Here is a 26,233-nt window from a genome sequence, read left to right as displayed (position 1 = left end):
CGCCAGCGCGTCACTTCATGGTCGGCATGGAGAACTCGGCACCACTGCGCAGGCTCTGGGGCCAGCGCGCCGTCACCGTCTTCATCCGGGTATAAAAGCGAACCCCGTCCGGCCCGTGCATGTTGAGCGGCCCGAAGATGGAGCGCTTCCAGCCGCCAAAGCTGTGAAACGCCATCGGCACCGGAATGGGAACGTTCACCCCTACCATACCGACCTGCACCCGCGCCGTGAAGTCCCGCGCGGTGTCGCCGTCACAGGTAAAGATGGCGGTGCCGTTGCCGTACTCGTGCTCGTTGATGAGGCGCAGCGCCGTCTCGTAGTCCGGCACCCGCACGATGGAGAGCACAGGGCCGAAGATCTCCTCGCGATAGATACGCATCTCGGGGGTTACCTCATCAAACAGGCAGCCACCGATGAAGTAACCCTCATCGTGGCTCAGCGTGCGACCATCGACCCGCAGCGTGGCCCCTTCGGTCACCCCCTGCTCCACGTAGCCACGCACCTTGGCCAGATGCTCCTTGCTGATGAGCGGCCCCATCTCGTTCTCCGGGCTCTGGCCCAGCCCCGGGCCCACCCGCAGTTTTTCCACCAGCGGTGTCAGCTTGGCCACCAGCGCATCGGCGGTCTCGTCACCCACCACCACCGCCACCGAAATGGCCATGCAGCGCTCACCCGCTGCCCCATAAGCAGCCCCCATCAGGGCAGAGACCGCCTGATCGAGATCCGCATCCGGCATCACCACCATGTGGTTCTTGGCACCGCCCAGCGCCTGCACTCGCTTGCCGTGGGCCGAGGCGGTGGCATAGATGTACTGGGCGATGGGGGTGGAGCCGACAAACGACACAGCTCCGACCCGCGGGTCGGTCAGCAGCACATCCACCACCTCCTTGTCACCGTTCACCACGTTGAGCACGCCGTCAGGCAGACCGGCCTCCTTGAGCAGCTCGGCCATCCGCAACGAGAGGGAGGGATCCTTCTCGGAGGGCTTGAGAATGAAGGTGTTGCCGCAGGCGATGGCTACCGGGAACATCCAGAGCGGCACCATGGCCGGGAAGTTGAACGGGGTGATACCGGCGCAGACCCCCACCGGCTGCATCATGGAGTAGCTGTCTACCCCGCGACCGACGTTGAGGGAGTGCTCCCCCTTGAGCAGATGGGGAATGCCGCAGGCAAACTCCACCACCTCCAGCCCGCGGGTCAACTCGCCCTGCGCATCGGAGAAGACCTTGCCGTGCTCGCGACTGATAAGCTGGGCCAGCTCGTCCCTGTGCTGCTCCATCAACTCCTTGAAGCGGAAAAAGACCCGGGCCCGCACCAGCGGCGGGGTTTGCGACCAGTCGGCAAAGGCGCGCTCGGCGATGGCGATCGCCTCCTGACACTCGGCGGCGCTGGAAAGCCCGACACTCCCCTGCTGCTTGCCGCAGGCGGGATTGAAGATGGCCCCCTGGCGCTCGCTGCGACTCTCCTGCGGCTGGCCGTTGATGAAGTTGCTGACCCTGTATGTCATGTATCCTCCGTGATAATTGATGTGGTAAATGCGCTGAGCAAACCAACGCAAGGCCCCGCAGTGCGGGGCCATCAAATGGATTAAAGTTGTGCCTGCAGGGCATCCTGCAGCAGGGTGAAGAGATCGTCGATCTGGCTGCGCTCGATAATGAGAGGTGGCGACAGAGCGATGATGTCGCCGGTCACCCGGATCAGAGCCCCCTTCTCGAAGCAGCGAACAAACACCTCGTAGGCGCGCTTGCCCGGTGCATCCGGCATGGACTCAAGTTCGATACCGGCCACCAGCCCGTAGTTGCGTACATCCTTCACATGCTTGCAGCCCTTCAGCGAATGGGCCGCCTCCTCCCAGTAGCCCGCCAGATCGGCGGCGCGGCTGAGCAGGTTCTCGTTGCGATAGATCTCGAGGGTCGCGAGCCCTGCAGCTGCAGCCACCGGATGGCCGGAGTAGGTGTAGCCGTGGAACAGCTCGATGGCCCCCTTTCCTGCCGCCATCATGTCGTCATAAATGTGCTTCTGCACCAGTACCGCCCCCATGGGGATGGCACCGTTGGTGAGCCCCTTGGCGCAGGTGATCATGTCGGGGATGACATCGAACTCCTGTGCGGCGAAGGGGGAACCGAGGCGACCGAAACCGGTGATCACCTCGTCAAAAATCAGCAGGATGCCGTGCTTGGTGCAGATCTCCCGCAGCCGCTTGAGGTAGCCTTTGGGGGGCATCAGCACGCCAGTACTGCCAGCGATGGGCTCGACGATCACCGCCGCGATATTGCTGGCATCGTGCAGAAAGACGATCTTCTCCAGCTCGTCGGCCAGCGCCACATCCTCCTCGGGCAGCCCCTTGGTGAAGGCATTTTTGGCGATGTTGAGGGTATGGGGCAGATGATCCACCCCGGTCAGCAGGGAGCCGAACCACTTGCGATTGCCGGGAATCCCCCCCACCGAGATACCGCCAAAACCGACCCCGTGATAGCCACGCTCACGGCCAATCAGCCGGGTACGGGTGCCCTGACCGCGAGCCCGCTGCCAGGCCAGCGCGATTTTGAGCGCGGTATCGACCGACTCTGAGCCCGAGTTGGTGTAGAAGACGTGACCAAAGCCCTTGGGGGCGATCTCCACCAGCTTGTTGGCCAGCTCGAACGGCAGGGGGTGGCCCATCTGGAAAGTGGGGGCAAAATCGAGGTGGGAAATCTGCTGGGAGACCGCCTCGGCAATCTCGCGCCGACCATGGCCCGCGTTGCAACACCAGAGTCCGGCTGTGCCATCCAGTATCTTGCGGCCATCCTCTGAGTGATAATACATCCCCTCTGCCGACTTCAGGATGCGCGGCGCCGCCTTGAACTGCTGGTTGGCGGTGAACGGCATCCAGAAGGCGGACATGTCGGAGGGCGTATTGATGTCGCTGATCGGTTTCATGGTCACCTCATCCTTAAGGTGTTTAGCAACTGTCGGCCAATGCCTATTAAATTAAACACCTAAATCCATAAAAAAGGGCCCGTTATCGCCCTGTCTGGTGCCACCCCTAGCTAGACGCATCAGCAGGGTGGTATAAGATATTTAACACAATTTTAATAATAGTAAACAGTCAAGGAGTGTCTATAGATGGATATCGGTCACCGCCTCAAGGCGGTTCGCACCAAGGCGGCCCTCTCCCAGCGCGAGCTGGCCAAGCGCTCCGGTGTGACCAACGGATTTATCTCCCAGATCGAGAAAAATCAGGTGAGCCCCTCTGTCGCCTCCCTGCGCAAGGTGCTGGAAGGCATCCCCATGTCGCTGGCCAGCTTCTTCACCGAAGAGACTGAAATGGGCACCGAAGTGATCTTCCGCGCCGCCGATATGCCGGATCTCGGCACGCATCCCATCAGCTACCGGCTGGTCGGGCACAGCCGAGCCAACCGCGCCATCGGCATGTTGCAGGAGGTGCTGCCACCGGGCGCCGACACCGGCGACGACATGCTGAGCCACGAGGGTGAAGAGTGCGGCATCGTCATCAAGGGCGAAGTTGAAGTGACCGTGGGCGAGCAGATCTACCTGCTGGGCGCCGGGGATGGCTACTACTTCGACAGCCGCACCCCCCACCGTTTTCGCAATAGCGGCGAGCAGGAGTGCGTGCTGATTTCGGCCAACACCCCCGCCAGTTTCTGACATTCAGACGCGCATCGGCAGGGGGGCAATGTTTAATGAATTGTTACAAGGTGGATTTACAAGCGGCAGGATGTTTAGCATATTGATACGCGGAAACTGACTTTTGCCGGTTCAAGGAGTGAACATGAGTGACCTGACCCTGGCCCAGTGGCAACACAAGGCCTCCCATCTGACCCTGCCCTCGCAAGCCTTTATCAACGGCAGCTATCGGGATGCCGTCAATGGCGCCACCTTCGATTGCATCAACCCGGCCAACGGCAAGCTGCTGACCAAGGTGGCAGCCTGCGATGCCGCCGATGCCGAGTTGGCGGTACAGGCCGCTCGTGATGCCTTCAACGACAAGCGTTGGAGCGGCCTGCCGCCGAAACAGCGCAAACAGATCATGCAGCGCTTCGCCGAGCTGATGCGCCTCAACAAGGTGGAGCTGGCGCTGCTGGAGTCGCTGGATATGGGTAAACCCATCGGCGATGCCATGGGCTATGACGCCCCCGCCGCCGCCAACTGCATCGCCTGGAACGCCGAAGCCATCGACAAGATTTACGATCAGGTCGCCCCGGTGGAGGAGTCAGCACTGGCGCTGGTGACCCGCGAAGCGCTCGGGGTGGTTGCCGCCATAGTACCGTGGAACTTCCCGCTGGTGATGGCCTGCTGGAAGCTGGGCCCGGCGCTCGCTACCGGCAACTCGGTCATTCTCAAGCCTTCCGAGAAATCCCCCCTGACCGCCCTGCGTATCGCAGGTTTGGCCAAGGAGGCGGGCATTCCGGACGGTGTGTTCAACGTGCTGCCGGGCTTTGGCCACACCGTGGGCGAGGCGCTGGCCATGCATATGGATGTGGACTGCATCACCTTCACCGGCTCCACCAAGATCGGCAAACATCTGGTGGAGTGCTCCGGCAAGTCCAACCTCAAGCGAGCCTTTATGGAGTGCGGCGGCAAGAGCCCCAACATCATACTGGCGGATGCGCCGGATCTGGACGCCGCGGCCAAGAGCGCCGCTGGCGCCATCTTCTACAACCAGGGCGAGGTGTGCACCGCCGCCTCCCGCCTGCTGGTACAAAACAGCATCAAACCGCAATTTATGGAGCGACTGCTGGCCCATGCCCGCGAGTGGATCTCGGCCAACCCGCTCGACCCTGCGACCCGCATCGGCGCCATGGTGGATCACATCCAGATGGAGCAGGTGCTGCGCTATATCGAGATTGGCAAGCAGGAGGGGGCCAAACTGCTGCTGGGTGGCAACCGCACCAATATGGAGAGTGGCGGCTTCTATATCGAACCCACCATCTTTGACGACGTGACCCCGCAGATGCGCATCTTCCGCGAGGAGATCTTCGGCCCTGTGCTGGCGGTGACCGGCTTCGATACCCTGGAAGAGGCCATTGCGCTGGGCAACGACACCGACTATGGGCTGGCGGCGGCGATCTGGACGGCGGATCTCAACAAGGCGGTGAAAGGTTCCCGCGCTCTGCGCGCCGGTACCGTGTTCGTCAACAACTGGGACGGTGGCGACATGACCATGCCGTTTGGCGGCTTCAAACAGTCCGGCAACGGCCGCGACAAGTCACTTCATGCGCTGGAGAAGTACACCGAGTTGAAAAGCACCTGGATTCAGCTGGAATAACACGACAAAGCAGCACTATCGGATCAAAAAGGGGGAGAAATCCCCCTTTTGCATTTTTGGCCTTCCATCACCGGGCTCAATCCTTATAATGATAAAAAAGCCAACATGTTAAATATAAAGACAAAAATGCTATTTTTTCTGGGAAGCGTACTTTTTCTGGTGATCGGTTTGCCCCTGCTGTTCTTCGTGCTGGGGCACGGCGAGGCCTACGTGACCTGGGGCCCCTGGATCTCCGCCATCGCCCTGATGTTGTGGCTGTTGATGGACGTCGACAAGATCCGCCGTGGTAAAGGCTGACCTGCCAGCCACACTCCTCCTATCCCTCAAACTTCGTTTATTCGCTTCTTTCCCCGCAAAAGGATCGCTACACTGATTTTTTGCGATGTTTTCCCGCATCCAACGCTTCAGTAAAGGTCATCCGCATGCCGCAACAGATCCAGCGTCAGGGCGTCATCTACGCCCTGTGCGCCTATACCCTTTGGGGCATAGCCCCCATCTATTTCAAGACCATCTCTGCCGTCCCGGCCGCCGAAATCCTGACCCACCGGATGATCTGGTCCTGCGTGCTGCTGATGGTACTCACCCTGGCAGGGCGCCAGTGGCACAAGGTGCAGGCGGTGCTGCGCCAGCCAAAAGTGCTGCTTACCCTGGCGTTTACCTCGGTCACCGTCGGCGGCAACTGGCTGCTGTTCATCTGGGCCATCAACAACGGCCATATGCTGGATGCCAGCCTCGGCTACTACATCAACCCACTGTTCAACGTACTGTTGGGAATGGTGTTTCTGAGCGAGAAGCTGCGCCGCCTGCAGTGGTGGGCGGTGGCGCTGGCCTTTGCCGGCGTGGCCATCCAGCTTATCGCCTTTGGCTCCTTGCCCTGGATTGCGCTGGTGCTGGCGTCGAGCTTTGCCATCTATGGGCTGGTGCGCAAAAAACTGGCCCTCGATGCCCTCACCGGTCTGCTGATCGAAACCATGATCATGCTGCCACCAGCGGCCATCTATCTGTGGGGCTTTGCCGACAGCCCTACCAGCCATCTCACCCAGAACGACTGGCACCTCAACCTGCTGCTGATCGCCGCAGGCGCCGTCACCACGGCCCCCCTGCTCTGCTTCACCGCCGCCGCGACCCGGCTCAAGCTCTCCACCCTGGGCTTCTTCCAGTACATAGGCCCCAGCCTGATGTTTATCCTCGCAGTCACCCTCTATGGGGAAGCGCTGGCGATGGACAAACTGCTCACCTTCGCCTGCATCTGGAGCGCGCTGGTACTGTTCAGTCTGGATGGGCTGCGCAGCGGCAAAGCCACGCCAAGCCGGACCTGACACCGCCTCACCACCAGCGACCCCGGCTCATCAGCCGGGGTTCTTTTTCGTGCCACCGGAGGTTTTCAGACTGCGACTTCCCCCTCTCCAGAGCCGACTGACCATCAACAGACCACACCCGAGTCTCACTATCCCGCCAGAGAGCTATGCTATCCATGAACGGAGCCGAATGGAGGCAACATGCTCAAGCACATTCACGACAGATCCCTGCTTTTTGGTCAGGTTCTGGGGATCATGGTCATTATCACACTGATCTCCATCAGCTTTTTCGGGCTTTACTCGGTCCGGAGCGCAGCCGATCAGATGGGACAGGGGAAGGATGTGGTAGCCGATATTCTGCCGCCGCCTCTCTACCTCATCGAATCCCAGTTGCAGGTCTACACTCTGCTCCATGCCAAACCGGAGGAGCGGGAGCACCTGCTGCAAACCCTCACCCGGCTTCAGCAAGAGTTCGAGAGCCGTAACCGCTTCTGGCAAGAGAGCAGCCTGAACGAGCCCCTCAGGGAGCTGCTGCTGGGGGAGCAAAAAATGCAGGGGGAACTGTTCTGGCAGTTGCTCAACGACAAGTTTGTCCCCGCCATCAAGGCGGGGGATCTGGCGCAGGCGGGCGCGATTGCGGCACGCCTGCACACCCTCTATAACGCCCACCGGCTAGGGGTGGACGCCACCGTCATCCACGGCAACCAGTATGCCGCCGAGCAGATGGCCCATCTCGCCAACACCACCCGACTCTGCTACAGCCTGCTGTTGTGCGCTGCAATGCTGGGGGCCGGGCTCATCTTCTGGCTGGGACGCCCCACCCAACAGCGGCTGCTGGCCGCAGGCAAGGCGACCGCCGCCATCGCCGAAGGGGAGTTGAACCGCCCCATGCCGGAGCCAGGGCTTGATGCCATCGGCGAGCTGATCCACCAGATCGGGGCCATGCGTGACCAGCTGGCAACCCTGGTGGAATCGCTGCAACGCAGCGCCAGTACGCTGGATGATCGCGCCACCAGCCTGACCGCCATGGCACAACGGCACACCGATGACAGTCAGGCTCAGGTCGGGGCGGCCCACCATATCGAACAGGCCATCGAACAGCTCACCCACTCCATTGAACAGGCGGGTAGCCAGCTACACCAAGTGGGGGAGCAAACCCTGCAGTCAGCAGAGCGGGCACAAGAGGCGACGATCGCCATCCACACCGTGGAACAGGTGATCGGGGAGCAAGTCACGGGAGTGAAGCAGGTCTCCCATACCATTTCGGATCTGGCTGGCCTCTCGCAGCAGATTGCCGGGCTGGCGGGCGCCATTCACGATATTGCGGAGCAGACCAATCTGCTGGCGCTGAACGCGGCCATTGAAGCGGCGCGGGCAGGTGAACAGGGACGCGGTTTTGCCGTGGTGGCGGATGAAGTACGCTCGCTGGCGACCCGCACCGGCAGCGCCACCACCGAGATCAACACCATCATCGGCAAGATCCAGGATGTCAGCCTGCGCGCCGCCAGCGAGATGGATACCGAGCTGGCCCGGGTCGAACAGGCGGTCACTCACACGATGACAGCGCGCCAGAGCGTCGCCCGGATCGCGCAGAGCTGCGAGGAGATCAACCAGCGCATCGCTCAGGTCGATCAGTTGATGAGCGATGAGACCCGGCTGATACAAGGGATCCACCATCAGGTCGGCGAGATGTCGCGGTTGGCGGCCGAAGTCAATCAGAGCGCCAGCCACGCCGCCGAAGGGGCGACCATGGTCGCCCAGCACGCCCGCATCCTGACCAGGCAGACTCACCACTTCCATCTCGACACCACCCGCCATTGATCCCCGGCGCTGACGGGAGTCAGCGCTCCCCTTTTTCTCTGCACTGGTTAAATGGGTAGCATTAGACTCCATGAGGGAATAGGATCCGCCCCTCTGAAAACCAACTGCAAGGATCAACTGACATGACTCGAAAATGGTCGCTCCCCATCGTGATAATCGCGGGGGGAGCGTTACTCTGGCTTGGCAACACCTTTGGTATGAAATGGGCTCTGATGGCCCTGATCGGATTCGGCTTCGGCTTCACCCTCTCCTTCAGCCGCTTCGGCATCGTCTTCGGTTGGCGCGAAATGCTGACCAAGCGCAACAGTTACTATGTGCGGGTTCACCTGCTCACCATCGCCATCGAAATTCTGCTGTTCACCACCTTCCTCTCTTTTAGCCACGCCCTGTTTGGCGATGCCATGGTGGGTAACGTGATGGCTATCGGCATTCCCTTCATCGTCGGTGCCTTCCTGTTCGGCATCGGCATGCAGCTGGCAGGCGTCTGTGCCACCGGCACTCTTTATTGCTGCGGCGAGGGACAACCCCGCTTCTGGCTGGTACTGATCTGCTACGGCATCGGCACCCTTATCAGCAACCAGTTCCGCCCCGAACTGGAGGCCACCTTCTCCAGCCATGTGGTGCTGGCCAAGGATTTGACCGGCAATATCTGGAGCGGCATGCTGCTCAACCTGGCGCTGGTCGCCGCGCTGTTCCTGCTGTTTCGCAACAGCGAACTCAAGCGTACCGGCGAGCTCAAGCCCCTCTTCAGCGGCGGCAATCTGTTCTGGCGCGATGGCCGCTTCACCGTGCTGACCGGCGGCATCATCATCGCCATACTCAACTCCACTGTCGTCGCTCTGCACGGCTCGGCCTGGACCATCACCGGCGCCGTCTATGACATGGCGCTGCGCGGCGCCTCTCTGTTCGGCCTGTTCGAGGGGAACCCGAAACTGGCCCAGCCGCTCTTTATCAACCCCATGGTAGGCATGTTCTGGCTCGGTATTCTGGGGGCCATGCTGGCGCGCTGCCTGAGCGGTGGCGGCAACTTCGCCCCGATGCGGATCGGCAACAGTCTGGCCTCCATCCTCGGCGGCCTGTTGATGGGGATGGGCGCCATGTACGCCGCCTGCAACCTCGGCGGCTTCTTCGATGGCACCGCCTCTGGCAGCCTGCACGGCTGGGTCTGGATGTTGATGGCCCTCGCTGGCAGCTTGATCGGCATTCGCCTGCGGCCGCTGTTCGGGCTCTGAGGCTCAACATCGTAAACACCCCATAAGAAACGGGAGGCCAAGCCTCCCGTTTTTACATTTATTGCTCCCGTCGCTCTGCTTATTGGACAGGCTGGGAAACCCCTTCCAGATGGATTTCCACCCGGCGATCCGGTGCCAGACAGGCGATCAGCTCCTGCTTGGAGCGACTGGCACAGCTGCTGCCAGTGACCGGATTGGCCTTGCCACGTCCCTCGACCCGTACCTTGTCGGCATACAAGCCTTTGGATACCAGATAGCTGGCCACGCTCTGGGCCCGCTTCTCGGAGAGGGCCAGGTTGTAGTTGTCGGAACCGATGCGGTCGGTATAACCGATGACAGTTGCGACACCATCTTTCGGATTGGCCGCCACAATCTGGCTGAACAGGGCATCGAGCGCCTGATTGGCAGCCGGTTTCAGGGTCGCCTTGTTGAACTCGAACAGCACATCGGAACTCAGACTGAAGGTCTTGGGCTCAACCACGGCTACAGGTGCCGGTTCGGCGGCCGGAGCGGGCGCCGGTGCAACGACCTCGCCACCTTGCTGACCGAAGCGATAGAGCATCCCGAACGAGATCAGGCCGTTATCCATCTCGATACCGGAGCGATCGAGAGACGCATCACCCAGCGGCGTGGTGTACTGGTACTCCAGACGGGCGGCCCAGTCACGATCGATGGCATATTCGGCACCCAGCGCACCAACGAAGGCGGCGCCATGCTTGTTACCACTTTCCTTGATGAAATCGGTAGCAGTGCGGGCTGATAGCTCACTATTGGTCCAGGCATAGCCACCACCAATCCGGCCATACAGATCGAACACATCGTTAACCGGGAAGCTGATCTTCATGGTGGCCTGAATCATCTGGCTCTTAGCTTCGCCTTCGATCTTGACCCCACTCATCTCACCGGATGAGGTGTACTTGCCAAACCAGTCATAACCCAGCTCAAACGCCAGATTAGGGTTAACCTGGTACCCGGCAAACGCCCCCAATCCAAGAGCATCTTGGCTAGTACCTGTGTTGCCGAGCACTCCCAAGGTGCTGGAAACCACCTGCTTCTGATCGACGTCAAAATACTTTGACCAACCAGCCTTGCCACCGACATACCAGGTATTGTCCTGAGCGGCGGCCTGTACGGCTCCGGCCGCCAGCAAACCACTGACCAATACGGCAAGCATGGATTTATTCATATTTTCGCCTCTGCAATAAGTCGTTATGGGCGCCTGAGTGCGCACTTTCCCTGTGTGAAGCCGTCAGGCGGCCTCTCCGCTATTCAGGGTATCCCATCCGAACGCAGCCTCAAATGACCAGCAGCTCAGGAGTGTGAAGCGGCCTGCATTATCGCGGTATCGTCGGCCAAAATGGTCTTTGCCAGCATTCTGGCCTGCTCCAGCGCCAGTGGCTGCTGATAGCTGTGAGCCATCACGATCGCCCCCTCCAGCAACAGGCAAAGCTCGGTGGCCTGTGCCAGAGAGCAGTTGAGCTGGTTTATCACCCAGCCCAGTAACGCCTGCTTGTGGGCCATCACCAGCTTGCGCACCGGATGACGCGGGTCGGCAAATTCGGCGCTGGCGTTGATAAAGTTGCAGCCATAGAAATCAGTGCGGCCAAACCACTCTGCGAAACCATCAAACAACGCCTGCAGGCGATCTTCACGTCCGCTCACTCCGGCCAGCCGTTGGTCAAGCAGGGCGAAGAACTCCCGGTCACGAGCGAGCAGCACCTCCTCTATCAAGGCATCCTTGGTCGGGAAGTGGCGATAGAGGGTGCGCTTGGTACTCCCCGCCTCGGCCCAGATGCGATCTATGCCGGTGGCATGAAAGCCATGACGGTTGAACAGACGGTAGGCCGTCGCTACCAGTTGTTGACGCTTCTCGCTCATCATTTTCCTCTTGAAGTACACCGATCTGTCTACCTAATGTGCCTAAGCAGTTCTGACAAACCAAGAGGAAAACATGATGACAAAATGGTATGGCCCGCTATGGGCAGGTGTGGGCGCCGCACTCACCATCGGCATATTGGGATGGCTCAATCTTAGCTGGCATGTCGCGCTAGTCATGGCACCTTTCGGGGCCAGCTGTGTGTTGTTGTTTTCCCTGCCCGATAGCCCGCTGGCGCGCCCCAAAAATGTGCTGGGTGGTCACCTGCTGACGGCCTGCGTCGGACTGGTGATCGGCATGCTTCCCCTCCCCGCAGAAGTGCAGATGACTCTGGCAACCGGGCTGGCCATCGCCCTGATGCAGGGACTAAATATCCTCCACCCTCCAGCGGGCGCCAATCCCTTGCTGATCCTGATGACAGGACAAGAGCCAGCCTTCCTGTGGCAAACGGTACTGCCCGGCACCCTGCTACTGATGGCGCTGGCTTATGGATTTCAATGGCTCAGACAGAAGTGGCCAATTACAGCCTAAAAACAGAGGGAGGCCAACACCTCCCTCTCTCCTCATCGCAGCATCAACTGGCCAGAAACAGCCGGTAGGCGGGATCGTTGCTTACCTCTTTCCAGCCGTAGCCAATCTCGCGCAGGTAGTCGTGGAAAGCGGCCACGTCCTCGTCCGGCAGCTCGAAGGCGCAGAGCACCCGGCCGTAGTCGGCTCCGTGGTTGCGATAGTGGAACAGGCTGATGTTCCAACGACAGCCCAGGGTCTCGAGAAAGCGCATCAGGGCGCCAGGCTGCTCCGGAAACTTGAAGCTGTAGAGGCGTTCACCGAGGGGCCTGGCCGGGCGGCCGCCAATCATGTAACGCACGTGGTTCTTGGCCAGCTCGCTCTCGGTCATGTTGACCACCGGATAACCGTTGCCGCCGAGCTGATCGATGATCTGGCCCAGCTCCTCGTCACCGCCGGTGAGGCGCACCGAGACGAACAGCGACGCCTGCTCGGCATCCGCATAGCGATAGTTGAACTCGGTCACCATGCGGGGCCCGAGCTGACGGCAGAAGTCGAGGAAGGCCCCCTTGCGCTCGGGAATGGTCACCGCCAGCATGCCCTCGCGCTTCTCGCCAATCTCGCAGCGCTCCGACACGTAACGCAGGCTGTGGAAGTTGACGTTGGCACCGGACAAAATGGCCGCCATCCGCCCCCCTTTCACCTGCTCCCGCTCGCTGTAAGCCTTGAGGCCGGCCAGCGACAGGGCGCCCGAGGGTTCGGCAATGGCGCGGCAGTCATCGAAGATGTCTTTCAGTGCGGCGCAGATTTGATCGTTGGAGACGGTCACCACCTCATCCAGATACTGATTGCACAGGCGGAAGGTCTCCTCACCGATGCGCCTGACCGCCACCCCGTCGGCAAACAGCGAGACCCGCTCCAGATTGACCGGCTCGCCCGCTGCCATGGCCGCCTTGAGGCAGGCTGAGCCCTCCGCCTCCACCCCGATCACCTTCACATCCGGCAGCAGCTGCTTGATATAGACCGCCACCCCGGCGGCCAACCCGCCACCGCCCACCGGCACGAACACGTGAGTGAGGTGGGTATCCTGCTCCAGCAGCTCCTTGCCGATGGTACCCTGCCCGGCGATCACCTCGACGTCGTCAAACGGCGGGATCAGGGTGTAACCCTCAAGCGTGGCGAGGCGGCGACTCTCGGCATAGGCCTCGTCGAAGCTGTTGCCAAACAGCATGACGTTGCCGCCCTGACGGCGTACCGCGTCGATCTTGATGTCCGGCGTGGTCTTGGGCATCACGATGATCGCCTTGATACCGAGCTTGGCGGCCGACAGGGCGACCCCTTGGGCGTGGTTGCCAGCAGAGGCGGCGATAACGCCGCGCGCCTTCTGCTCCTCGGTGAGGGTGGCGATCTTGTGGTAGGCACCGCGCAACTTGAAAGAGTGGACCGGTTGCAGATCCTCCCGCTTCAGGCTGACATGGTTGCCGAGTCGCTCGGAGAGTTTCTTCAGGGTTTGCAAGGGGGTGACCCGCGCCGCCTCATAGACAGGAGAGAGCAGCACCTTGCGTAGATAATCAGCCGCAGAGACCATGACTTACTCCCCCAGCATCGAGCGATCACGCACCGCGCCCTTGTCGGCGCTGGTGGCGAACATGGCGTAGGCGCGCAGGGCAAAGGAGACCTGACGCTGACGATCGAGCGGCTTCCAGCCACGGGCTTCCACGGCGACACGGCGGGCAGCCAGCACGCTGTCGGCCACCTCCAGCACCATGCTGCGGGCCGGGATGTTGATGCTGATGATGTCGCCATCCTCCACCAGACCTATGGTGCCGCCAGAGGCTGCTTCCGGCGAGACGTGGCCGATGGAGAGGCCCGAGGTACCGCCAGAGAAGCGGCCATCGGTGATCAGGGCGCACGCCTTGCCGAGCCCCATGGACTTGAGATAAGTGGTGGGGTAGAGCATCTCCTGCATGCCGGGGCCCCCTTTCGGCCCTTCATAGCGGATCACAACCACCTCGCCCGCTTTCACGGTACCGTCGAGGATGCCGTTCACCGCGCTCTCCTGACTCTCGAATACCCGGGCCGGGCCACGGAAGGTGAGGTTCTCCTCATCCACCCCGGCAGTCTTGACGATGGCGCCGTTGACCGCGAGGTTACCTGAGAGCACCGCCAGGCCGCCCTCCTGGCTGTAGGCATTTTCCAGCGAGCGGATGCAGCCTTCGGCGCGGTCCAGATCCAGCTCCGGCCAGCGGCAATCCTGACTGAACGCCTTGGTGGTGCGGATGCCGGCCGGGCCAGCGCGGTAGAAGTCCACCACCTCCTGACTCGGCTGGCGGCTGACGTCATATTCATCGAGCTGTTCGACGAGGGAGCAACCCAGCACGGTACGGGTATCGCCATGCACCAGACCCGCTTTTTCCAGCTGGCCCAGAATGGCGACCACGCCACCGGCGCGGTGCACATCTTCCATATGGTATTTCTGAGTGGAGGGCGCCACCTTGCAGAGCTGTGGCACCTTGCGGGACATGCGGTCGATGTCAGCCATGGTGAAGTCGACACCCGCCTCCTGTGCTGCCGCCAGCAGGTGCAGCACGGTATTGGTGGATCCGCCCATGGCGATATCGAGCGCCATGGCGTTCTCGAACGCCGCCTTGGTGGCGATATTACGCGGCAGGGCGGTCTCGTCATCCTGCTCATACCAGCGCTTGGCCAAAGTCACGATGCGCTGGCCCGCCAGCTTGAACAGTTGCTCGCGGTCGCTGTGGGTAGCCAGCATGGAGCCGTTGCCCGGCTGGGAGAGGCCGAGCGCCTCGGTCAGACAGTTCATGGAGTTGGCGGTAAACATGCCGGAGCAGGAGCCGCAGGTGGGGCAGGCACTGCGCTCGATCTGATCGCTCTGGGCATCGGAGACCTTGGGGTCGGCGCCCTGGATCATGGCATCCACCAGATCCAGTTTGATGATCTGGTCGGAGAGCTTGGTCTTGCCCGCTTCCATCGGGCCGCCGGAGACGAAGATCACCGGGATGTTGATGCGCAGGGCGGCCATCAGCATCCCCGGGGTGATCTTGTCGCAGTTGGAGATGCAGACCATGGCATCGGCGCAGTGGGCATTGACCATGTACTCCACCGAGTCGGCGATCAGCTCCCGCGACGGCAGGGAGTAGAGCATGCCGCCGTGGCCCATGGCGATGCCGTCATCCACGGCGATGGTGTTGAACTCTTTGGCGACGCCACCCGCAGCTTCGATTTCGCGCGCCACCAGCTGGCCCAGATCCTTGAGGTGGACGTGACCCGGCACAAACTGGGTAAAGGAGTTGACCACGGCGATGATGGGTTTGCCGAAATCCTGATCGGTCATTCCGGTGGCGCGCCACAGGGCGCGGGCCCCGGCCATGTTACGTCCGTGGGTGGTGGTGGCGGATCTCAACTTCGGCATTGTCTCTACTCCCTGAATGCCCATATGGGCTCGATGCGTTATGCGGTGATGATACGAGTGGATCGGAATCGATCCTGGTGAAGGCTCCTCTGGGAAGCTCTCACCGGAAGCGACTCGGGGAGGCACAGCGCCTCCCCTCTCTCATCAGTCGTTGACGGGCGTCAGCCAACCCCACTTGTCCTCGGTCTTGCCATTGAACAGGCCGAAGAAGGCGTTCTGCAGCTGCTCGGTCACCGGGCCACGGCTGCCAGCGCCCACCTTCATCCGATCAACGGAGCGCACCGGGGTCACTTCGGCGGCGGTGCCGGTCATAAAGATCTCGTCGGCGACATAGAGCGCCTCGCGGGGCAGCGCCTGCTCACGCACCTCGTAACCCAGATCGCGGGCCAGCGTCATGATGGTGTCGCGGGTGATGCCGGGCAGGATGGCAGCGGTAGCAGGCGGGGTGAACAGCACGCCGTTCTTCACCAGAAACAGGTTCTCCCCCGCCCCTTCACTCAGATAGCCGTTCACGTCCAGCGCCAGCCCCTCGGCAAAGCCGTTGCGCTTGGCCTCGCGGCTGATCAGCTGGGATGACAAATAGTTGCCGCCCGCCTTGGCGCCAGTGGGAATGGTGTTGGGAGCGAGCCGGTTCCATGAGGTGACGCACACATCCACCCCGTTTTTCAGCCCCTCTTCCCCGAGGTAGGCGCCCCACGGCAGGGCAGCTACCATCAGGTCAGCCTTGGCATCCAGCGGCGGATGCAGCCCCAGCCCCACGTTGCCGACAAAGGCCAGCGGGCGCAGGTAGCCGCTTTTCAGGCCGTTCTCGCGCACCACGGTGCGGCAGGCTTCATTCACTTCGGACTCGCTGTAGGGGACGTCCATCCAGTAGATCTTGGCGGAATCGAACAGGCGGCGGGTGTGCTCCTGCAGACGGAAAATGCAGGTGCCTTTGGGGGTATCGTAGGCGCGTACCCCCTCGAACACCGAGGAGCCGTAGTGCAGGGCGTGGCTCATCACGTGCACCTGGGCATCCTGCCAGGGCACCAGTTTGCCGTTGAACCAGATGTATTGGGGGTGAGTGGCGGATTGGGAAGGCTGCGACATTGGCTTGGCTCCTTAAGCTCTGATCCGGGGTTGCTGTTCCAGTGCATCGACCCGGGAAACGTCCACCAACTTCACCAGCTGGCTCCACAACTGCTGGATGGGACGCACCGACTCGACAGTAACCGTGATCCGCAGCTGTTGGCAATCCTGCTCCATATTCAAGGCGCAGAGATTGAAGCCGCGGTGGCGCACCACCCGCAGAACCCGCTCCATCACTTCGGGTCTGGGCTGGGCGTGGATATGCAGGGTGTGTTGTGCAAATGCTGGCTGGGCAAGGGTGTGCGGGTTCATGGGCGTTGCTCCATCATCTTGTGGTTGGCGACTCCCGGCGGAACCAGGGGCCAGACGTTTTCTTCCTCTGAAATAGCCACATGCAGCAGGTAGGCACTCTCGCTTGCCAGCAGGCGATCGAGGGCTCCGGCTATCTGCTGCTTGCATGTGATGGTCTCACCCGGAATGCCGAAAGCGGCAGCCAGGGCGACGAAATCGGGGTTGTCGGAGAGGATGGTCTCGCTGTAGCGGCCGTCGAAGAACAGCTCCTGCCACTGGCGCACCATGCCGAGGCGCTGGTTATCCAGCAGCACCATCTTCACCTTGAGCTGGGCGCGGCGGATGGTGCCGAGCTCCTGCACGTTCATCATGAAAGAGCCGTCACCGCTTACCAGCACCACTTCATCCTCCGGGCGCGACATCTTGGCGCCGATGGCGGCGGGCAGACCGAAACCCATGGTGCCGAGACCGGCGCTGGAGAGGTGGTTGCGCGGGCTGGTGAAGCGCATGTGCTGGGCCACCCACATCTGATGCTGACCCACGTCGCAGGCCACCACGCTGCTCTCCGGCAACTTGGCAGAGAGCTGCTTGAGCAGGGCTGGAGCGTAGATGGCCTGACCCGGGTGGTCGTAGCGAAACGCATACTCGCAAGCCATGGCGGCACAGTGTTCACGCCAGGGGTCGATCGCAAGGGACATGGCGAGGCGCGGCAGCACCTGTTTGAGATCCGTGGAGATCCCCACCTCGGCGGCGCGGCGCTTGCCGAACTCGGCGGCATCTACATCGAGATGGATCACCTTGGCTTCGGGGGCGAACTCCTCCAGCTTGCCGGTCACCCTGTCGTCGAAACGGGCACCCACCACCAGCAGCAAGTCGCACTGCTGCACCGCATAGTTGGCCGCCTTGGTGCCGTGCATGCCGAGCATGCCCAGATAAACAGGGCTGTCAGGATCGAGCGCACCGATCCCCTTGAGAGTGGTGACCGCAGGCATGCCGGTGGCGGCAGCAAAGTCGCGCAATTGCTGCTCGGCATTGGCCATGCCCACCCCGCCACCGACGTAGAGCACCGGACGCTCGGCAGCGGCCAGCAGGGTGCGGGCTGCGGTCAGCTCCGAGGGGTTGAGCGCTTCCGGCTCTTCCACCGCAAACAGCGGGCTCTGAGTAGGCACTGCGGCCAGCTGCACATCCTTGGGGAGATCGATCAGCACAGGGCCGGGGCGCCCTTCGGTGGCGATGGCGAAAGCCTCTGCCAGCACCCGCCCCAGATCGGCAGCATCGGTCACCATGAAGGAGTGCTTGGTGCAGGAGAGGGACATGCCGAGCACGTCGACCTCCTGAAACGCATCGGTGCCTATGGCGGAACAGGGCACCTGACCGCTGATGGCCACCAGCGGCACCGAATCGAGCAGCGCCTCCGCCAGACCGGTCACCAGATTGGTGGCGCCGGGGCCAGAGGTAGCGATACAGACCCCCACCTGACCGGAGGCGCGGGCATAACCCACCGCCGCCATGGCAGCGCCCTGCTCGTGGCGGCAGAGCTGATGGGCCAGACCACCGTCATACAGGGCATCGTAGACCGGCATGATGGCTCCGCCCGGGTAACCAAACACCTGGGTCACACCCTGTTTCTTGAGAGCCTGTACCAAAAACTGCGCGCCGTTCATGTGGAAAATCCTGTCCTTTGGTCGAAAAAAAAACCCCCGAGCTGTGAGGCTCGGGGGTCGCTTGTTTCGTTCTGTCCGGTGGTGGGTCTATCCCTTGTTCCGTGCAGCTAAACGAGCCCCGAGCGGTGAGATAATAATCACCACTAGGACCACAATAATGCTGACGAAACGGGAGGCCATGTTCATAGTTACAACCGGAAATCCTGTGAAATTGGGGCGGTTTCTACCGCGAATGGCTATTAGAACTAGCACGGTGATTTTTATTGGGCAAGCCTTTTTTCTGTGACAACCCACTGATTTTGGCTATTCCTCAGCCGGAACTCTGGAATAAAAAACCAACAACAAGCAGTTAGTCAGAACATATATCAACTCAAGGACGGGATTTATGTCATTAGCTGTGGTTTATAGCCGTGCCAGCCTCGGGATCGCGGCCCCGCAAGTTACAGTGGAAGTTCACCTCTCCAACGGCCTGCCCGCCTTCAACATGGTCGGCCTGCCGGAGACCTCGGTGAAGGAGTCACGAGATCGGGTGCGCAGCGCCCTGCTCAACGGCAATTTCGAGTTCCCGAGCAAACACATCACCGTCAATCTGGCCCCCGCCGACCTGCCCAAGGAGGGGGGCCGCTTCGATCTGGCCATCGCCATCGGCATTCTCGCTGCTTCCAAGCAGATACCGGCAAAATACTTGCTCGATCATGAATTTTTGGGGGAGTTGGCCCTGACCGGCGAAATTCGCCCCGTGCTCGGGGTGCTGCCCGCCGTGCTCGCCTGCCGGGATGCGGGGCGCACTCTGCTGGTACCGCGGGAGAACGGCCCCGAAGCGTCCCTCATTCAGGATGCCGAAGTGCGCACCGCCCACCAACTGCTGGCCGTCACCGCCTGGCTGGCGGGTCAGTACGAACTGCCGCTGCCGGATCCCCAGAGCACGGAGAGCCTGCCAGATGTGCCGGACCTGCAGGATGTGATCGGCCAGTCACAGGCCAAGCGGGCGCTGGAGATCGCCGCCGCCGGCAGCCACAACCTGCTGTTCATCGGCCCGCCCGGCACCGGCAAGAGCATGCTGGCGAGCCGATTGCCCGGCATCTTGCCGCCGCTGAGCGAGCAGGAGGCGCAGCAGACCGCCGCCATCCACTCCATCGGTGGCCTCACCCCGCGCGCCGGTCACTGGCACCACAGGCCATACCGCACGCCCCACCACAGTGCCTCGGCAGTGGCGCTGGTGGGCGGTGGCAGCCACCCGCGGCCCGGCGAAATATCGTTGGCCCACAACGGGGTGCTGTTTCTGGATGAATTGCCCGAGTTCGAGCGCAAGGTGCTCGACTCCCTGCGCGAGCCGCTGGAGACGGGCCACATCACCATCAGCCGGGCCGCCCGTCAGGTAGATTTCCCCGCCTGCTTCCAGTTGGTCGGCGCCATGAATCCCAGCCCCTGCGGCCATTATGGCGATGGCCAGACCCGCTCCAGCCCGGATCAGATCCTGCGCTACCTCGGCAAGCTCTCCGGCCCCTTTCTCGACCGCTTCGACCTGACGGTGGAGGTGCCGCTGCTGCCCAAGGGGAGCCTCACCGGCAAGGCGGAGCGGGGGGAGTCGAGCCAGCAGATCCGCGCTCGGGTACTGGCGGCGCGAGAGCGCATGCTGAGTCGTAACGGCAAGCTCAACAACCTGCTGGATAGCCGTGAGATAGAGGATATTTGCCGCTTATCACCGCAAGATGCCGAATTTTTGGAGAACGCCATCCAGAAGCTGGGGCTCAGCATCCGGGCCTGGCATCGCATCCTGCGGGTGTCACGCACCATCGCCGATCTGGCCGGGCAACCCGCCATCGGCAAGGAGCATCTTATCGAGGCACTCGGTTACAGGGCCATGGACCGGCTGCTGTCGCGACTGCGCAGCAGCTGACAGGAGGGAAAAGGGTGAGTCCAACCCAGTAACGGCTCTGAATGGTCTCACGGGCAATCGGCTGATATTATGGCCACAGATCTGACCACTTGATGGCCCTTTATCGACAGCAAGACGGACCCGACTCATGCCCAACAAGCTGACAGAGCGACTGCGCGGCAGCCTCTCCACCCTGCTCTATTTTTTCAACACCCTCTTCTGGTTTGTCCCCATCTTCTCGCTGGGTCTGCTCAAGCTCCTGCTCCCCCTCAAGGGGTGGCGCACCCTCTGCAACTGGCTGCTGGATGGCTGTGCCAGCTGCTGGATCGGTTTCAACAATCTGATCCAGAAAACCATCATCAAAACCCCTTTCGAGGTGGTCGGAGTGGACAAAGGGCGCCGGAATGAGTGGTATATGGTGATTGCCAACCATCAATCCTGGGTCGACATACTGGTACTGCAGCGGGTTTTTAACCAAAAAATCCCCTTCCTGAAGTTTTTCCTCAAGAAAGAGCTGATTTGGGTACCTTTTCTCGGTCTGGCATGGTGGGCGCTCGACTTCCCCTTCATGCGGCGATATTCCAGAAAATTTCTGGAAAAACATCCCCATCTGAAGGGAAAAGACATAGAGACAACCCGTAAGGCCTGCGCCAGGTTCCGCCACATTCCGGTGAGTGTGATGAACTTCGTCGAAGGCACCCGCTTCACCGGCAGCAAGCATCAGAAACAGGGCTCGCCCTATCGTCATCTGCTGCTCCCGAAAGCGGGGGGCATCGCCTTTACTCTGGCCGCCATGGGTGATCAGTTGCATCAACTGGTGGATGTCACCATCGCCTATCCGGACGGCATCCCCAGCTACTGGGACTTCATGTGTGGCCGGGTCAGGCAAATCAAGGTTCAGGTCCGCTATTTGCCGATCGACCGCAAGCTGGTGGGGGATTACTTCAATGACCCCGAGTTCCAACAAGAGTTTCAACAGTGGTTGAACGGGATCTGGCACGAAAAGGACCAGACCCTGAGCCAACTGCTGGCAACCAAGGCGCAGTAAACATTCATGCTATCCCTGCTTCCCGGCCCGCTGGTGCTGATCATCAGCGCAGGCCTGACCATCCTTTTCACCGCCTTGTGCGCCAGCCTGATCCTGCTGGTGTCGCTGGCCAAACTAGTACTGCCGCTCCCGGCATTTGGCCGCGCCTGCAGCCGCCTCAACAACCGCTTCATGCGTCTGTGGCTGGCCTGCAATGCGCTGGTGATCCACCTCACCACCCGTATTGACTGGCAGGTGGAGGACAATACCAAGCTGCGCAAGGATGGCTGGTATCTCATCATCAGCAACCATATGAGCTGGACTGATATCGTGGTGCTCGGCCACCTGTTCCGGGATCGGTTGCCGGTGCCCAAGTTCTTTATGAAGCACGAGCTGATCTATATCCCGCTGCTGGGGCTCGCCTGCTGGGGGCTCGATATGCCCTTTATGCGCCGCTATTCACGGGAATTCCTGCTGCGCAACCCGCACCTGCGCGGCAAGGATATCGAGACCACCCGCAATGCCTGCGAGAAGTTTCGCCACACCCCTACTACCGTCATCAACTTCGTGGAAGGGACCCGCTTCACCGAGCAGAAACGGGACGCATCACGCTCCCGCTATCGTCACCTGATGCCCCCCAAGGCGGCGGGGCTGGCCTTCACGCTGGCCGCCATGGGCGAACAGTTCGACAGTCTGATCAACGTCACCATCCGCTATCCGGACAACGCCGAGACCCCGTTCAAGGACTTCCTGATGGGACGGGTAAAACGCATTCAGGTGCGGATTGAGGAGCTGCCGGTGAATGAACAGCTGATAGGAGATTACTTCAACGACAAGCAGTTCAAGCGCGGTTTTCAGGAGTGGCTAAACCAGCGCTGGCAGGAGAAGGACGAGGTGCTGGAGGGGTGGCAGAGCGGTCAGGTGCCGCTGCCGGTTGCCGCCAAATCCGGGGAGGAATCCAAAGAGAGCGCAGAAGCCAACTCGGCCAACTGATCTTCGGAAAAGACTGCAATCCCGTGGCGGCGCAGCAGGGCAGTGGTCTTGCCCTCGCCCGCTACAGAAACACCTTCGAAGCGGCCGTTATAGATACGGCCGCTGCCACATGAGGGGCTCCCCTCTTTCAGCAGGGCGAAGCGAATGCCCTGCGCCTGACAAATAGCCAACGCCAGCTCGGCGCCGCGATCAAACTCGGCAGTCACATCCAGCCCGCTCGCCGTCACTACCCGCTCGCCCTGCCGCTCGGCAGGAGGGCGCGGGGTCGGCAGACCGCCCGCCACTTCGGGGCAGAAGGCCAGCACCCGCCCCTCGGCACCCAGCGCACTCAGCCAGTCGCTGACAATCCCCTTGCTCTGGCCATCGTAACGCACCGGCTGACCCAGCAGGCAGGCACTCACCAGCACCTTGTGCACGCTGGTCTTACTCATGCTTCCGCTCCATGCATCACCTGATCGAACATCACGCAGCAGGGACTCTCCAGCCGATAGAGAATGGCGGGGCGCTGTTTGCCGGTGCGCTTGCGGCCGGTATCCACCAGAATGTCGGCGCGATGGATCCGCTTGCGAAAGGCGGCCGTATTCATGGGTGTTTGCAGGATGATTTCGAAGGCGCGCTGCACCTCGGAGAGGGTGAACTCGGGCCCCAGCAGTTGCAGCGGCAGGGTGCTGTAGCGGCTCTTGATCCGCAGCCGCTCCAACCCCTTGGCGATGAGCTGAACATGGTCGAAGGCGAGGCTCAGCCCCGGCAGGTTGGCGAGCGGATGCCAGCAACCGTGGATCGCTTCCACTTCCGGATCCACCAGACAGAGATAGACCAGGGTCGTGGACCAGCCGCGGGGATCCCGCTCCAGATTGCCGAGGGTGCAGACCTGCTCGCTGTAGCAGTGACCGAGCCCCCACTCCGCCAGCAGGCGGCGCTGGGCGGCATCCAGATCCCGATCCCGGGTCTCGTCGATGCGCAGCGCCGGCAGTTGCCAGCAGTGGGCAAAGGGGGGGCGATCGCGGGTCTCGAGGAGCAGCTCGAGCCGCTCCTCATGCAACCGCAGCACCACCATATCCAGACTCATTCTCAGCATGCCGATCGCCCTGCTCGCCTTCCATTAATGTTTGGTAGATAATATCACACGAATAGTATGTGCAGGAGCCAATCATGGGAACCGTCGCCAGCCTGGATATTGATGCGCAGAAGGGCTTTACTCCCCTCTGCCCGAACGAACTGCCCGTCGCGGGCGGTGATGATATTGTGGCTGCGCTCAACGCTCAGGCCACCCTCGCCACGCTGCGGATCGGCAGCAAGGACTCTCACCCCGCCAATGCCGATTGGGCCGTCTCTGACCCCGCAGGCATGCTGTTGCCGCTGGATCTGCCCAACGCCGACCTCACCTGGCCGGTGCACTGCGTTCCGGGTAGCAAAGGCTTCGAGCTGCTCGACGGCCTGCCCGCTCCCATCGACTATGACTTCTTCGTCTGGAAGGGGGTCGAGCCTGATCTGCATCCCTACGGCACCTGCTTCCACGACCTGGCCGAACGGCGCAGCACCGGACTCATCGAATTTCTGCAAGCCCGCCAGGTCGATACCGTACTGGTCGGCGGCCTCGCCACCGACTACTGTGTCAAAACCAGCGTGCTGCAACTGCGCCGCGCCGGTTTCCGGGTGATCGTCCATCTCGATGCCTGCCGTGGCATCGCCCCCGCGACGGTTGCCAGCGCCCACACCCAGATGATCGAGGCTGGCGCCGAACTGGCCCAGACCCTGATCGATGTACAACGCCTGCTGGACGCCTGATATGCCACCGATTCTTACCAGCCTGCTCGACACCGACGCCTGCACGTTACATATGCGGCAGGGGAGCTCCATCGTGCTCACCAGTCTGCGAGGAGCCTGATATGCCCCCAATCCTCACCAGCCTGCTCGACACCGACGCCTACAAGCTGCATATGCAGCAGGCGGTGTTCCATCGCTATCCGGATGCCGAGGTGGTGGCCGAGTTTCACAGCCGCAATGAAGAGGATCTGCTGCCCATGATGGGGCAGATCGAGGAGCAACTGCGCCTCGCCGGATCCCTGCGACTGATCAAGCCAGAGCTCGATTTTCTGGCCGAGCGTCCCTTCTTCACCCCTGACTACCTCGACCACCTGCGCCGCAAGCCGCTCGACGCCTCGCTACTCAAAGTGTTCGAGCAGGATGGCCGCATCAATGTGCGGGTCGAGGGCCCCTGGCAGGATGTGATCCTGTGGGAAATCCCGGTGCTCGCCATCATCAGCGAGATGCGCAACCGCTTCCGCTATCCCCAGTTCGGCGTCAGCCACGCACTGGAGCGGCTCGATCAGAAGATCGACAAGCTGGAGAAGGAGCTGAGCAGCGATGAGATGAGCGAGTTCAACCTCATCGACTTCGGCACCCGCCGCCGCTTCTCTCACGCGGTACAGGATGCGGTAGTGGGTCGCCTCAAGGAGCGGCTGCCGGCGTTTCGCGGCACCAGCAACTACATGCTGGCCCAGAAGTACAAGCTGCCCGCGGTCGGCACCCAGGCCCATGAGTGGTTCCAGGCGCACCAGCAGCTCGGCTTCCCGCTGGAGCACAGCCAACGCGCTGCCCTCACCAGCTGGCTGGACGAGTTCACCGACCATCTCGGTATCGCCCTGACCGACTGCATCACCATGGATGCCTTCCTGCGGGACTTCGACTTCGAGCTGGCCAGCAGCTATCAGGGCTTGCGTCACGACTCCGGCGATCCCGTGGTGTGGGGCGAGAAGGCGATCAGCCACTATCAGCGCCTTGGCATCGACCCCACCGACAAGACCCTGGTCTTCTCCGACGGGCTCAACCTCGACAAGGCGGTGCAGCTGTTCCGTCACTTCCGTGGCCGCATCAACACCAGTTTCGGCATCGGCACCAAGCTCACCTGCGATCTGCCCGGTGTCAACCCGATGAACATCGTCTTCAAGCTGATCGAGTGCAATGGCGGCCCGGTCGCCAAGATCTCCGACAGCCCGGGCAAGACCCTCTGTCGGGATGCGGAGTTTATCCGCAACCTCAAACAGGCGTTCCACGTCGGGGTCTGATCTTCCCGAACACCAGAAAACAAAAAGCCCGCCGGTTCGCACCGGCGGGCTTTTTTATCGACTCAAGGGGTATCAGTCTTTCTTGGCCAGCAGGAACTGCACCAGCTTGTTGAACTGCTCTTGAGAGGTGATGGATTCAATCTTCACCATGTACTTGCCGTTCACCAGGAAGGCCGGTACACCGCGAATGTTGTAGCTCTCGGTGTTGCGATCGAACTGGGAGACCATGCCGGAGACGGCGAAGCTGTCGACGGCACCGTCGAACTCTTCAGCCGGCACGCCGTTGTCCACGAAGATCTTCTTTACATCGTCACGGCTCATCGGCGGCTGACGCTGGGTGTGGATCTTGTTGAAGATGGCCGGAGTCAGCTTGGCTTCGGCGTTGAGCAGGCTGGCAACGGCATAGGCACGCTGCATCTCGGGGCCCATTTCGCGGCCGAGGAAGGCAACCGGGTTCTTCTTGAGGGGCACACCCTCTGGCAACCCGGCCTTCAACTGTTCAACGATCGGTTCGAAGGTGGCGCAGTGCGGGCAGTAGTAGGAGAAAAACTCCATCACTTCCGGCTGGGCACTGCCAGTCTGTTTGACCACATCGTAGTTGACGCCTTCCTTGAACTCGGGGGCGGCGTGAACCATGGGGATCATCAGCATGGCAGCAAGGAAAAATAGAACTTTTTTCATGATGTTTCCTGTTAAGGGATCACTGTGAGGCACGCCCGGCGAACCGAAGCAGTGCCAAGCCTATTGTTTCGCCATGCTGACGTCAATGGTCAGGGCCGGAGATCGAGTCCCGCTTTCCTCGCAAGA

Annotated in this window: 24 protein-coding genes; 12 read left to right on the top strand and 12 right to left on the bottom strand. The window is 61.4% G+C overall.

From position 1 onward, the window contains the following. Nucleotides 1-10 precede the first annotated feature (10 nt). Complete coding sequence (locus tag ACTG1K_RS03865; protein ID WP_257686831.1) at nucleotides 11-1,507, bottom strand: CoA-acylating methylmalonate-semialdehyde dehydrogenase; 1,497 nt, start codon at nucleotides 1,505-1,507, stop codon at nucleotides 11-13. Nucleotides 1,508-1,587: 80 nt separating this feature from the next. Further along, nucleotides 1,588-2,919: an aspartate aminotransferase family protein gene (locus ACTG1K_RS03860; protein WP_124242137.1), complete on the bottom strand. Its 1,332-nt coding sequence runs from the start codon at nucleotides 2,917-2,919 to the stop codon at nucleotides 1,588-1,590. Nucleotides 2,920-3,105: 186 nt separating this feature from the next. Between ACTG1K_RS03860 and ACTG1K_RS03855 the strand changes: the two genes are divergently transcribed. The 6 genes from ACTG1K_RS03855 (at nucleotide 3,106) to ACTG1K_RS03830 (ending at nucleotide 9,620) form a co-directional block, all read left to right on the top strand. Further along, a complete protein-coding gene (locus tag ACTG1K_RS03855) occupies nucleotides 3,106-3,648 on the top strand; it encodes a cupin domain-containing protein (RefSeq protein ID WP_005339643.1) in 543 nt (180 codons plus the stop codon). A gap of 124 nt (nucleotides 3,649-3,772) precedes the next feature. Then, entirely contained in the window at nucleotides 3,773-5,269 is a 1,497-nt protein-coding gene (locus tag ACTG1K_RS03850; protein ID WP_069555595.1) for an aldehyde dehydrogenase, read from the top strand. A 126-nt stretch (nucleotides 5,270-5,395) separates the two neighbouring features. Further along, nucleotides 5,396-5,566, top strand: coding sequence for a hypothetical protein (locus ACTG1K_RS03845; RefSeq protein WP_005341999.1), 171 nt, complete (start codon nucleotides 5,396-5,398; stop codon nucleotides 5,564-5,566). Between the two features lie 125 nt (nucleotides 5,567-5,691). Beyond that, nucleotides 5,692-6,588, top strand: coding sequence for an EamA family transporter RarD (gene rarD / locus ACTG1K_RS03840; protein ID WP_042079771.1), 897 nt, complete (start codon nucleotides 5,692-5,694; stop codon nucleotides 6,586-6,588). Nucleotides 6,589-6,768: 180 nt separating this feature from the next. Then, entirely contained in the window at nucleotides 6,769-8,388 is a 1,620-nt protein-coding gene (locus ACTG1K_RS03835) for a methyl-accepting chemotaxis protein (protein ID WP_440004843.1), read from the top strand. A gap of 122 nt (nucleotides 8,389-8,510) precedes the next feature. Continuing rightward, complete coding sequence (locus ACTG1K_RS03830; RefSeq protein WP_440004842.1) at nucleotides 8,511-9,620, top strand: YeeE/YedE thiosulfate transporter family protein; 1,110 nt, start codon at nucleotides 8,511-8,513, stop codon at nucleotides 9,618-9,620. Between the two features lie 79 nt (nucleotides 9,621-9,699). On the opposite strand, the gene ompA is transcribed toward ACTG1K_RS03830, so the two are convergent. Both ompA and ACTG1K_RS03820 read right to left on the bottom strand, forming a co-directional pair. Continuing rightward, complete coding sequence (gene ompA / locus ACTG1K_RS03825; protein ID WP_425855696.1) at nucleotides 9,700-10,806, bottom strand: porin OmpA; 1,107 nt, start codon at nucleotides 10,804-10,806, stop codon at nucleotides 9,700-9,702. A gap of 125 nt (nucleotides 10,807-10,931) precedes the next feature. Continuing rightward, nucleotides 10,932-11,498: a TetR/AcrR family transcriptional regulator gene (locus ACTG1K_RS03820; RefSeq protein WP_425855694.1), complete on the bottom strand. Its 567-nt coding sequence runs from the start codon at nucleotides 11,496-11,498 to the stop codon at nucleotides 10,932-10,934. Nucleotides 11,499-11,574: 76 nt separating this feature from the next. Here ACTG1K_RS03820 and ACTG1K_RS03815 point away from each other — a divergent pair, with 76 nt between their 5' ends. After that, nucleotides 11,575-12,027: an HPP family protein gene (locus ACTG1K_RS03815; RefSeq protein WP_425855778.1), complete on the top strand. Its 453-nt coding sequence runs from the start codon at nucleotides 11,575-11,577 to the stop codon at nucleotides 12,025-12,027. A 43-nt stretch (nucleotides 12,028-12,070) separates the two neighbouring features. On the opposite strand, the gene ilvA is transcribed toward ACTG1K_RS03815, so the two are convergent. The 5 genes from ilvA to ilvG form a co-directional block, all read right to left on the bottom strand. Continuing rightward, a complete protein-coding gene (gene ilvA, locus ACTG1K_RS03810) occupies nucleotides 12,071-13,591 on the bottom strand; it encodes a threonine ammonia-lyase, biosynthetic (protein WP_440004841.1) in 1,521 nt (506 codons plus the stop codon). A 3-nt stretch (nucleotides 13,592-13,594) separates the two neighbouring features. Continuing rightward, the gene (ilvD, locus tag ACTG1K_RS03805; protein WP_440004840.1) at nucleotides 13,595-15,436 is read right to left on the bottom strand and encodes a dihydroxy-acid dehydratase; all 1,842 of its coding nucleotides are present in this window, start codon (nucleotides 15,434-15,436) and stop codon (nucleotides 13,595-13,597) included. 144 nt (nucleotides 15,437-15,580) lie between these two features. After that, nucleotides 15,581-16,525 carry a branched-chain amino acid transaminase gene (locus ACTG1K_RS03800; RefSeq protein WP_040067634.1) on the bottom strand — a complete coding sequence of 315 codons (945 nt, stop codon included), beginning with the start codon at nucleotides 16,523-16,525 and terminating at the stop codon, nucleotides 15,581-15,583. Between the two features lie 12 nt (nucleotides 16,526-16,537). Next, nucleotides 16,538-16,816 (bottom strand): acetolactate synthase 2 small subunit, encoded by a 279-nt coding sequence (gene ilvM, locus ACTG1K_RS03795; protein WP_005342011.1) that lies wholly within the window; start codon nucleotides 16,814-16,816, stop codon nucleotides 16,538-16,540. Continuing rightward, nucleotides 16,813-18,459: an acetolactate synthase 2 catalytic subunit gene (gene ilvG / locus ACTG1K_RS03790; RefSeq protein WP_440004839.1), complete on the bottom strand. Its 1,647-nt coding sequence runs from the start codon at nucleotides 18,457-18,459 to the stop codon at nucleotides 16,813-16,815. The genes ilvM and ilvG overlap by 4 nt, the downstream gene beginning before the upstream one ends. A gap of 385 nt (nucleotides 18,460-18,844) precedes the next feature. On the opposite strand from ilvG, the gene ACTG1K_RS03785 reads away from it, so the two are divergent. The 3 genes from ACTG1K_RS03785 to ACTG1K_RS03775 all read left to right on the top strand — a co-directional run bounded on the left by ACTG1K_RS03785 (nucleotide 18,845) and on the right by ACTG1K_RS03775 (nucleotide 22,358). Next, nucleotides 18,845-20,359, top strand: a complete 1,515-nt coding sequence (locus ACTG1K_RS03785) for a YifB family Mg chelatase-like AAA ATPase (protein ID WP_440004838.1) — start codon at nucleotides 18,845-18,847, stop codon at nucleotides 20,357-20,359. Nucleotides 20,360-20,486: 127 nt separating this feature from the next. After that, entirely contained in the window at nucleotides 20,487-21,386 is a 900-nt protein-coding gene (locus ACTG1K_RS03780) for an acyltransferase (RefSeq protein WP_236347820.1), read from the top strand. Between the two features lie 6 nt (nucleotides 21,387-21,392). Then, nucleotides 21,393-22,358, top strand: a complete 966-nt coding sequence (locus ACTG1K_RS03775; protein ID WP_440004837.1) for an acyltransferase — start codon at nucleotides 21,393-21,395, stop codon at nucleotides 22,356-22,358. Here the strand turns inward: ACTG1K_RS03775 and ACTG1K_RS03770 are convergent. Both ACTG1K_RS03770 and ACTG1K_RS03765 read right to left on the bottom strand, forming a co-directional pair. Further along, nucleotides 22,283-22,789 carry a DUF523 domain-containing protein gene (locus ACTG1K_RS03770; protein WP_440004836.1) on the bottom strand — a complete coding sequence of 169 codons (507 nt, stop codon included), beginning with the start codon at nucleotides 22,787-22,789 and terminating at the stop codon, nucleotides 22,283-22,285. The genes ACTG1K_RS03775 and ACTG1K_RS03770 overlap by 76 nt on opposite strands. After that, nucleotides 22,786-23,436 carry an NUDIX hydrolase gene (locus tag ACTG1K_RS03765; RefSeq protein WP_005339607.1) on the bottom strand — a complete coding sequence of 217 codons (651 nt, stop codon included), beginning with the start codon at nucleotides 23,434-23,436 and terminating at the stop codon, nucleotides 22,786-22,788. The genes ACTG1K_RS03770 and ACTG1K_RS03765 overlap by 4 nt, the downstream gene beginning before the upstream one ends. A gap of 74 nt (nucleotides 23,437-23,510) precedes the next feature. Here ACTG1K_RS03765 and ACTG1K_RS03760 point away from each other — a divergent pair, with 74 nt between their 5' ends. Further along, nucleotides 23,511-24,146, top strand: coding sequence for a nicotinamidase (locus tag ACTG1K_RS03760; RefSeq protein ID WP_005356142.1), 636 nt, complete (start codon nucleotides 23,511-23,513; stop codon nucleotides 24,144-24,146). Between the two features lie 101 nt (nucleotides 24,147-24,247). Further along, nucleotides 24,248-25,426, top strand: a complete 1,179-nt coding sequence (pncB, locus tag ACTG1K_RS03755; protein ID WP_440004835.1) for a nicotinate phosphoribosyltransferase — start codon at nucleotides 24,248-24,250, stop codon at nucleotides 25,424-25,426. 72 nt (nucleotides 25,427-25,498) lie between these two features. Here pncB and ACTG1K_RS03750 read toward each other — a convergent pair whose 3' ends face one another. Continuing rightward, entirely contained in the window at nucleotides 25,499-26,107 is a 609-nt protein-coding gene (locus ACTG1K_RS03750; protein WP_005356138.1) for a thiol:disulfide interchange protein DsbA/DsbL, read from the bottom strand. Nucleotides 26,108-26,233: the final 126 nt, after the last annotated feature.

This window comes from Aeromonas sp. 102P (assembly GCF_051920345.1).
Lineage (GTDB): Bacteria > Pseudomonadota > Gammaproteobacteria > Enterobacterales > Aeromonadaceae > Aeromonas > Aeromonas veronii.
This window is presented reverse-complemented; position numbering and strand designations above follow the sequence as displayed.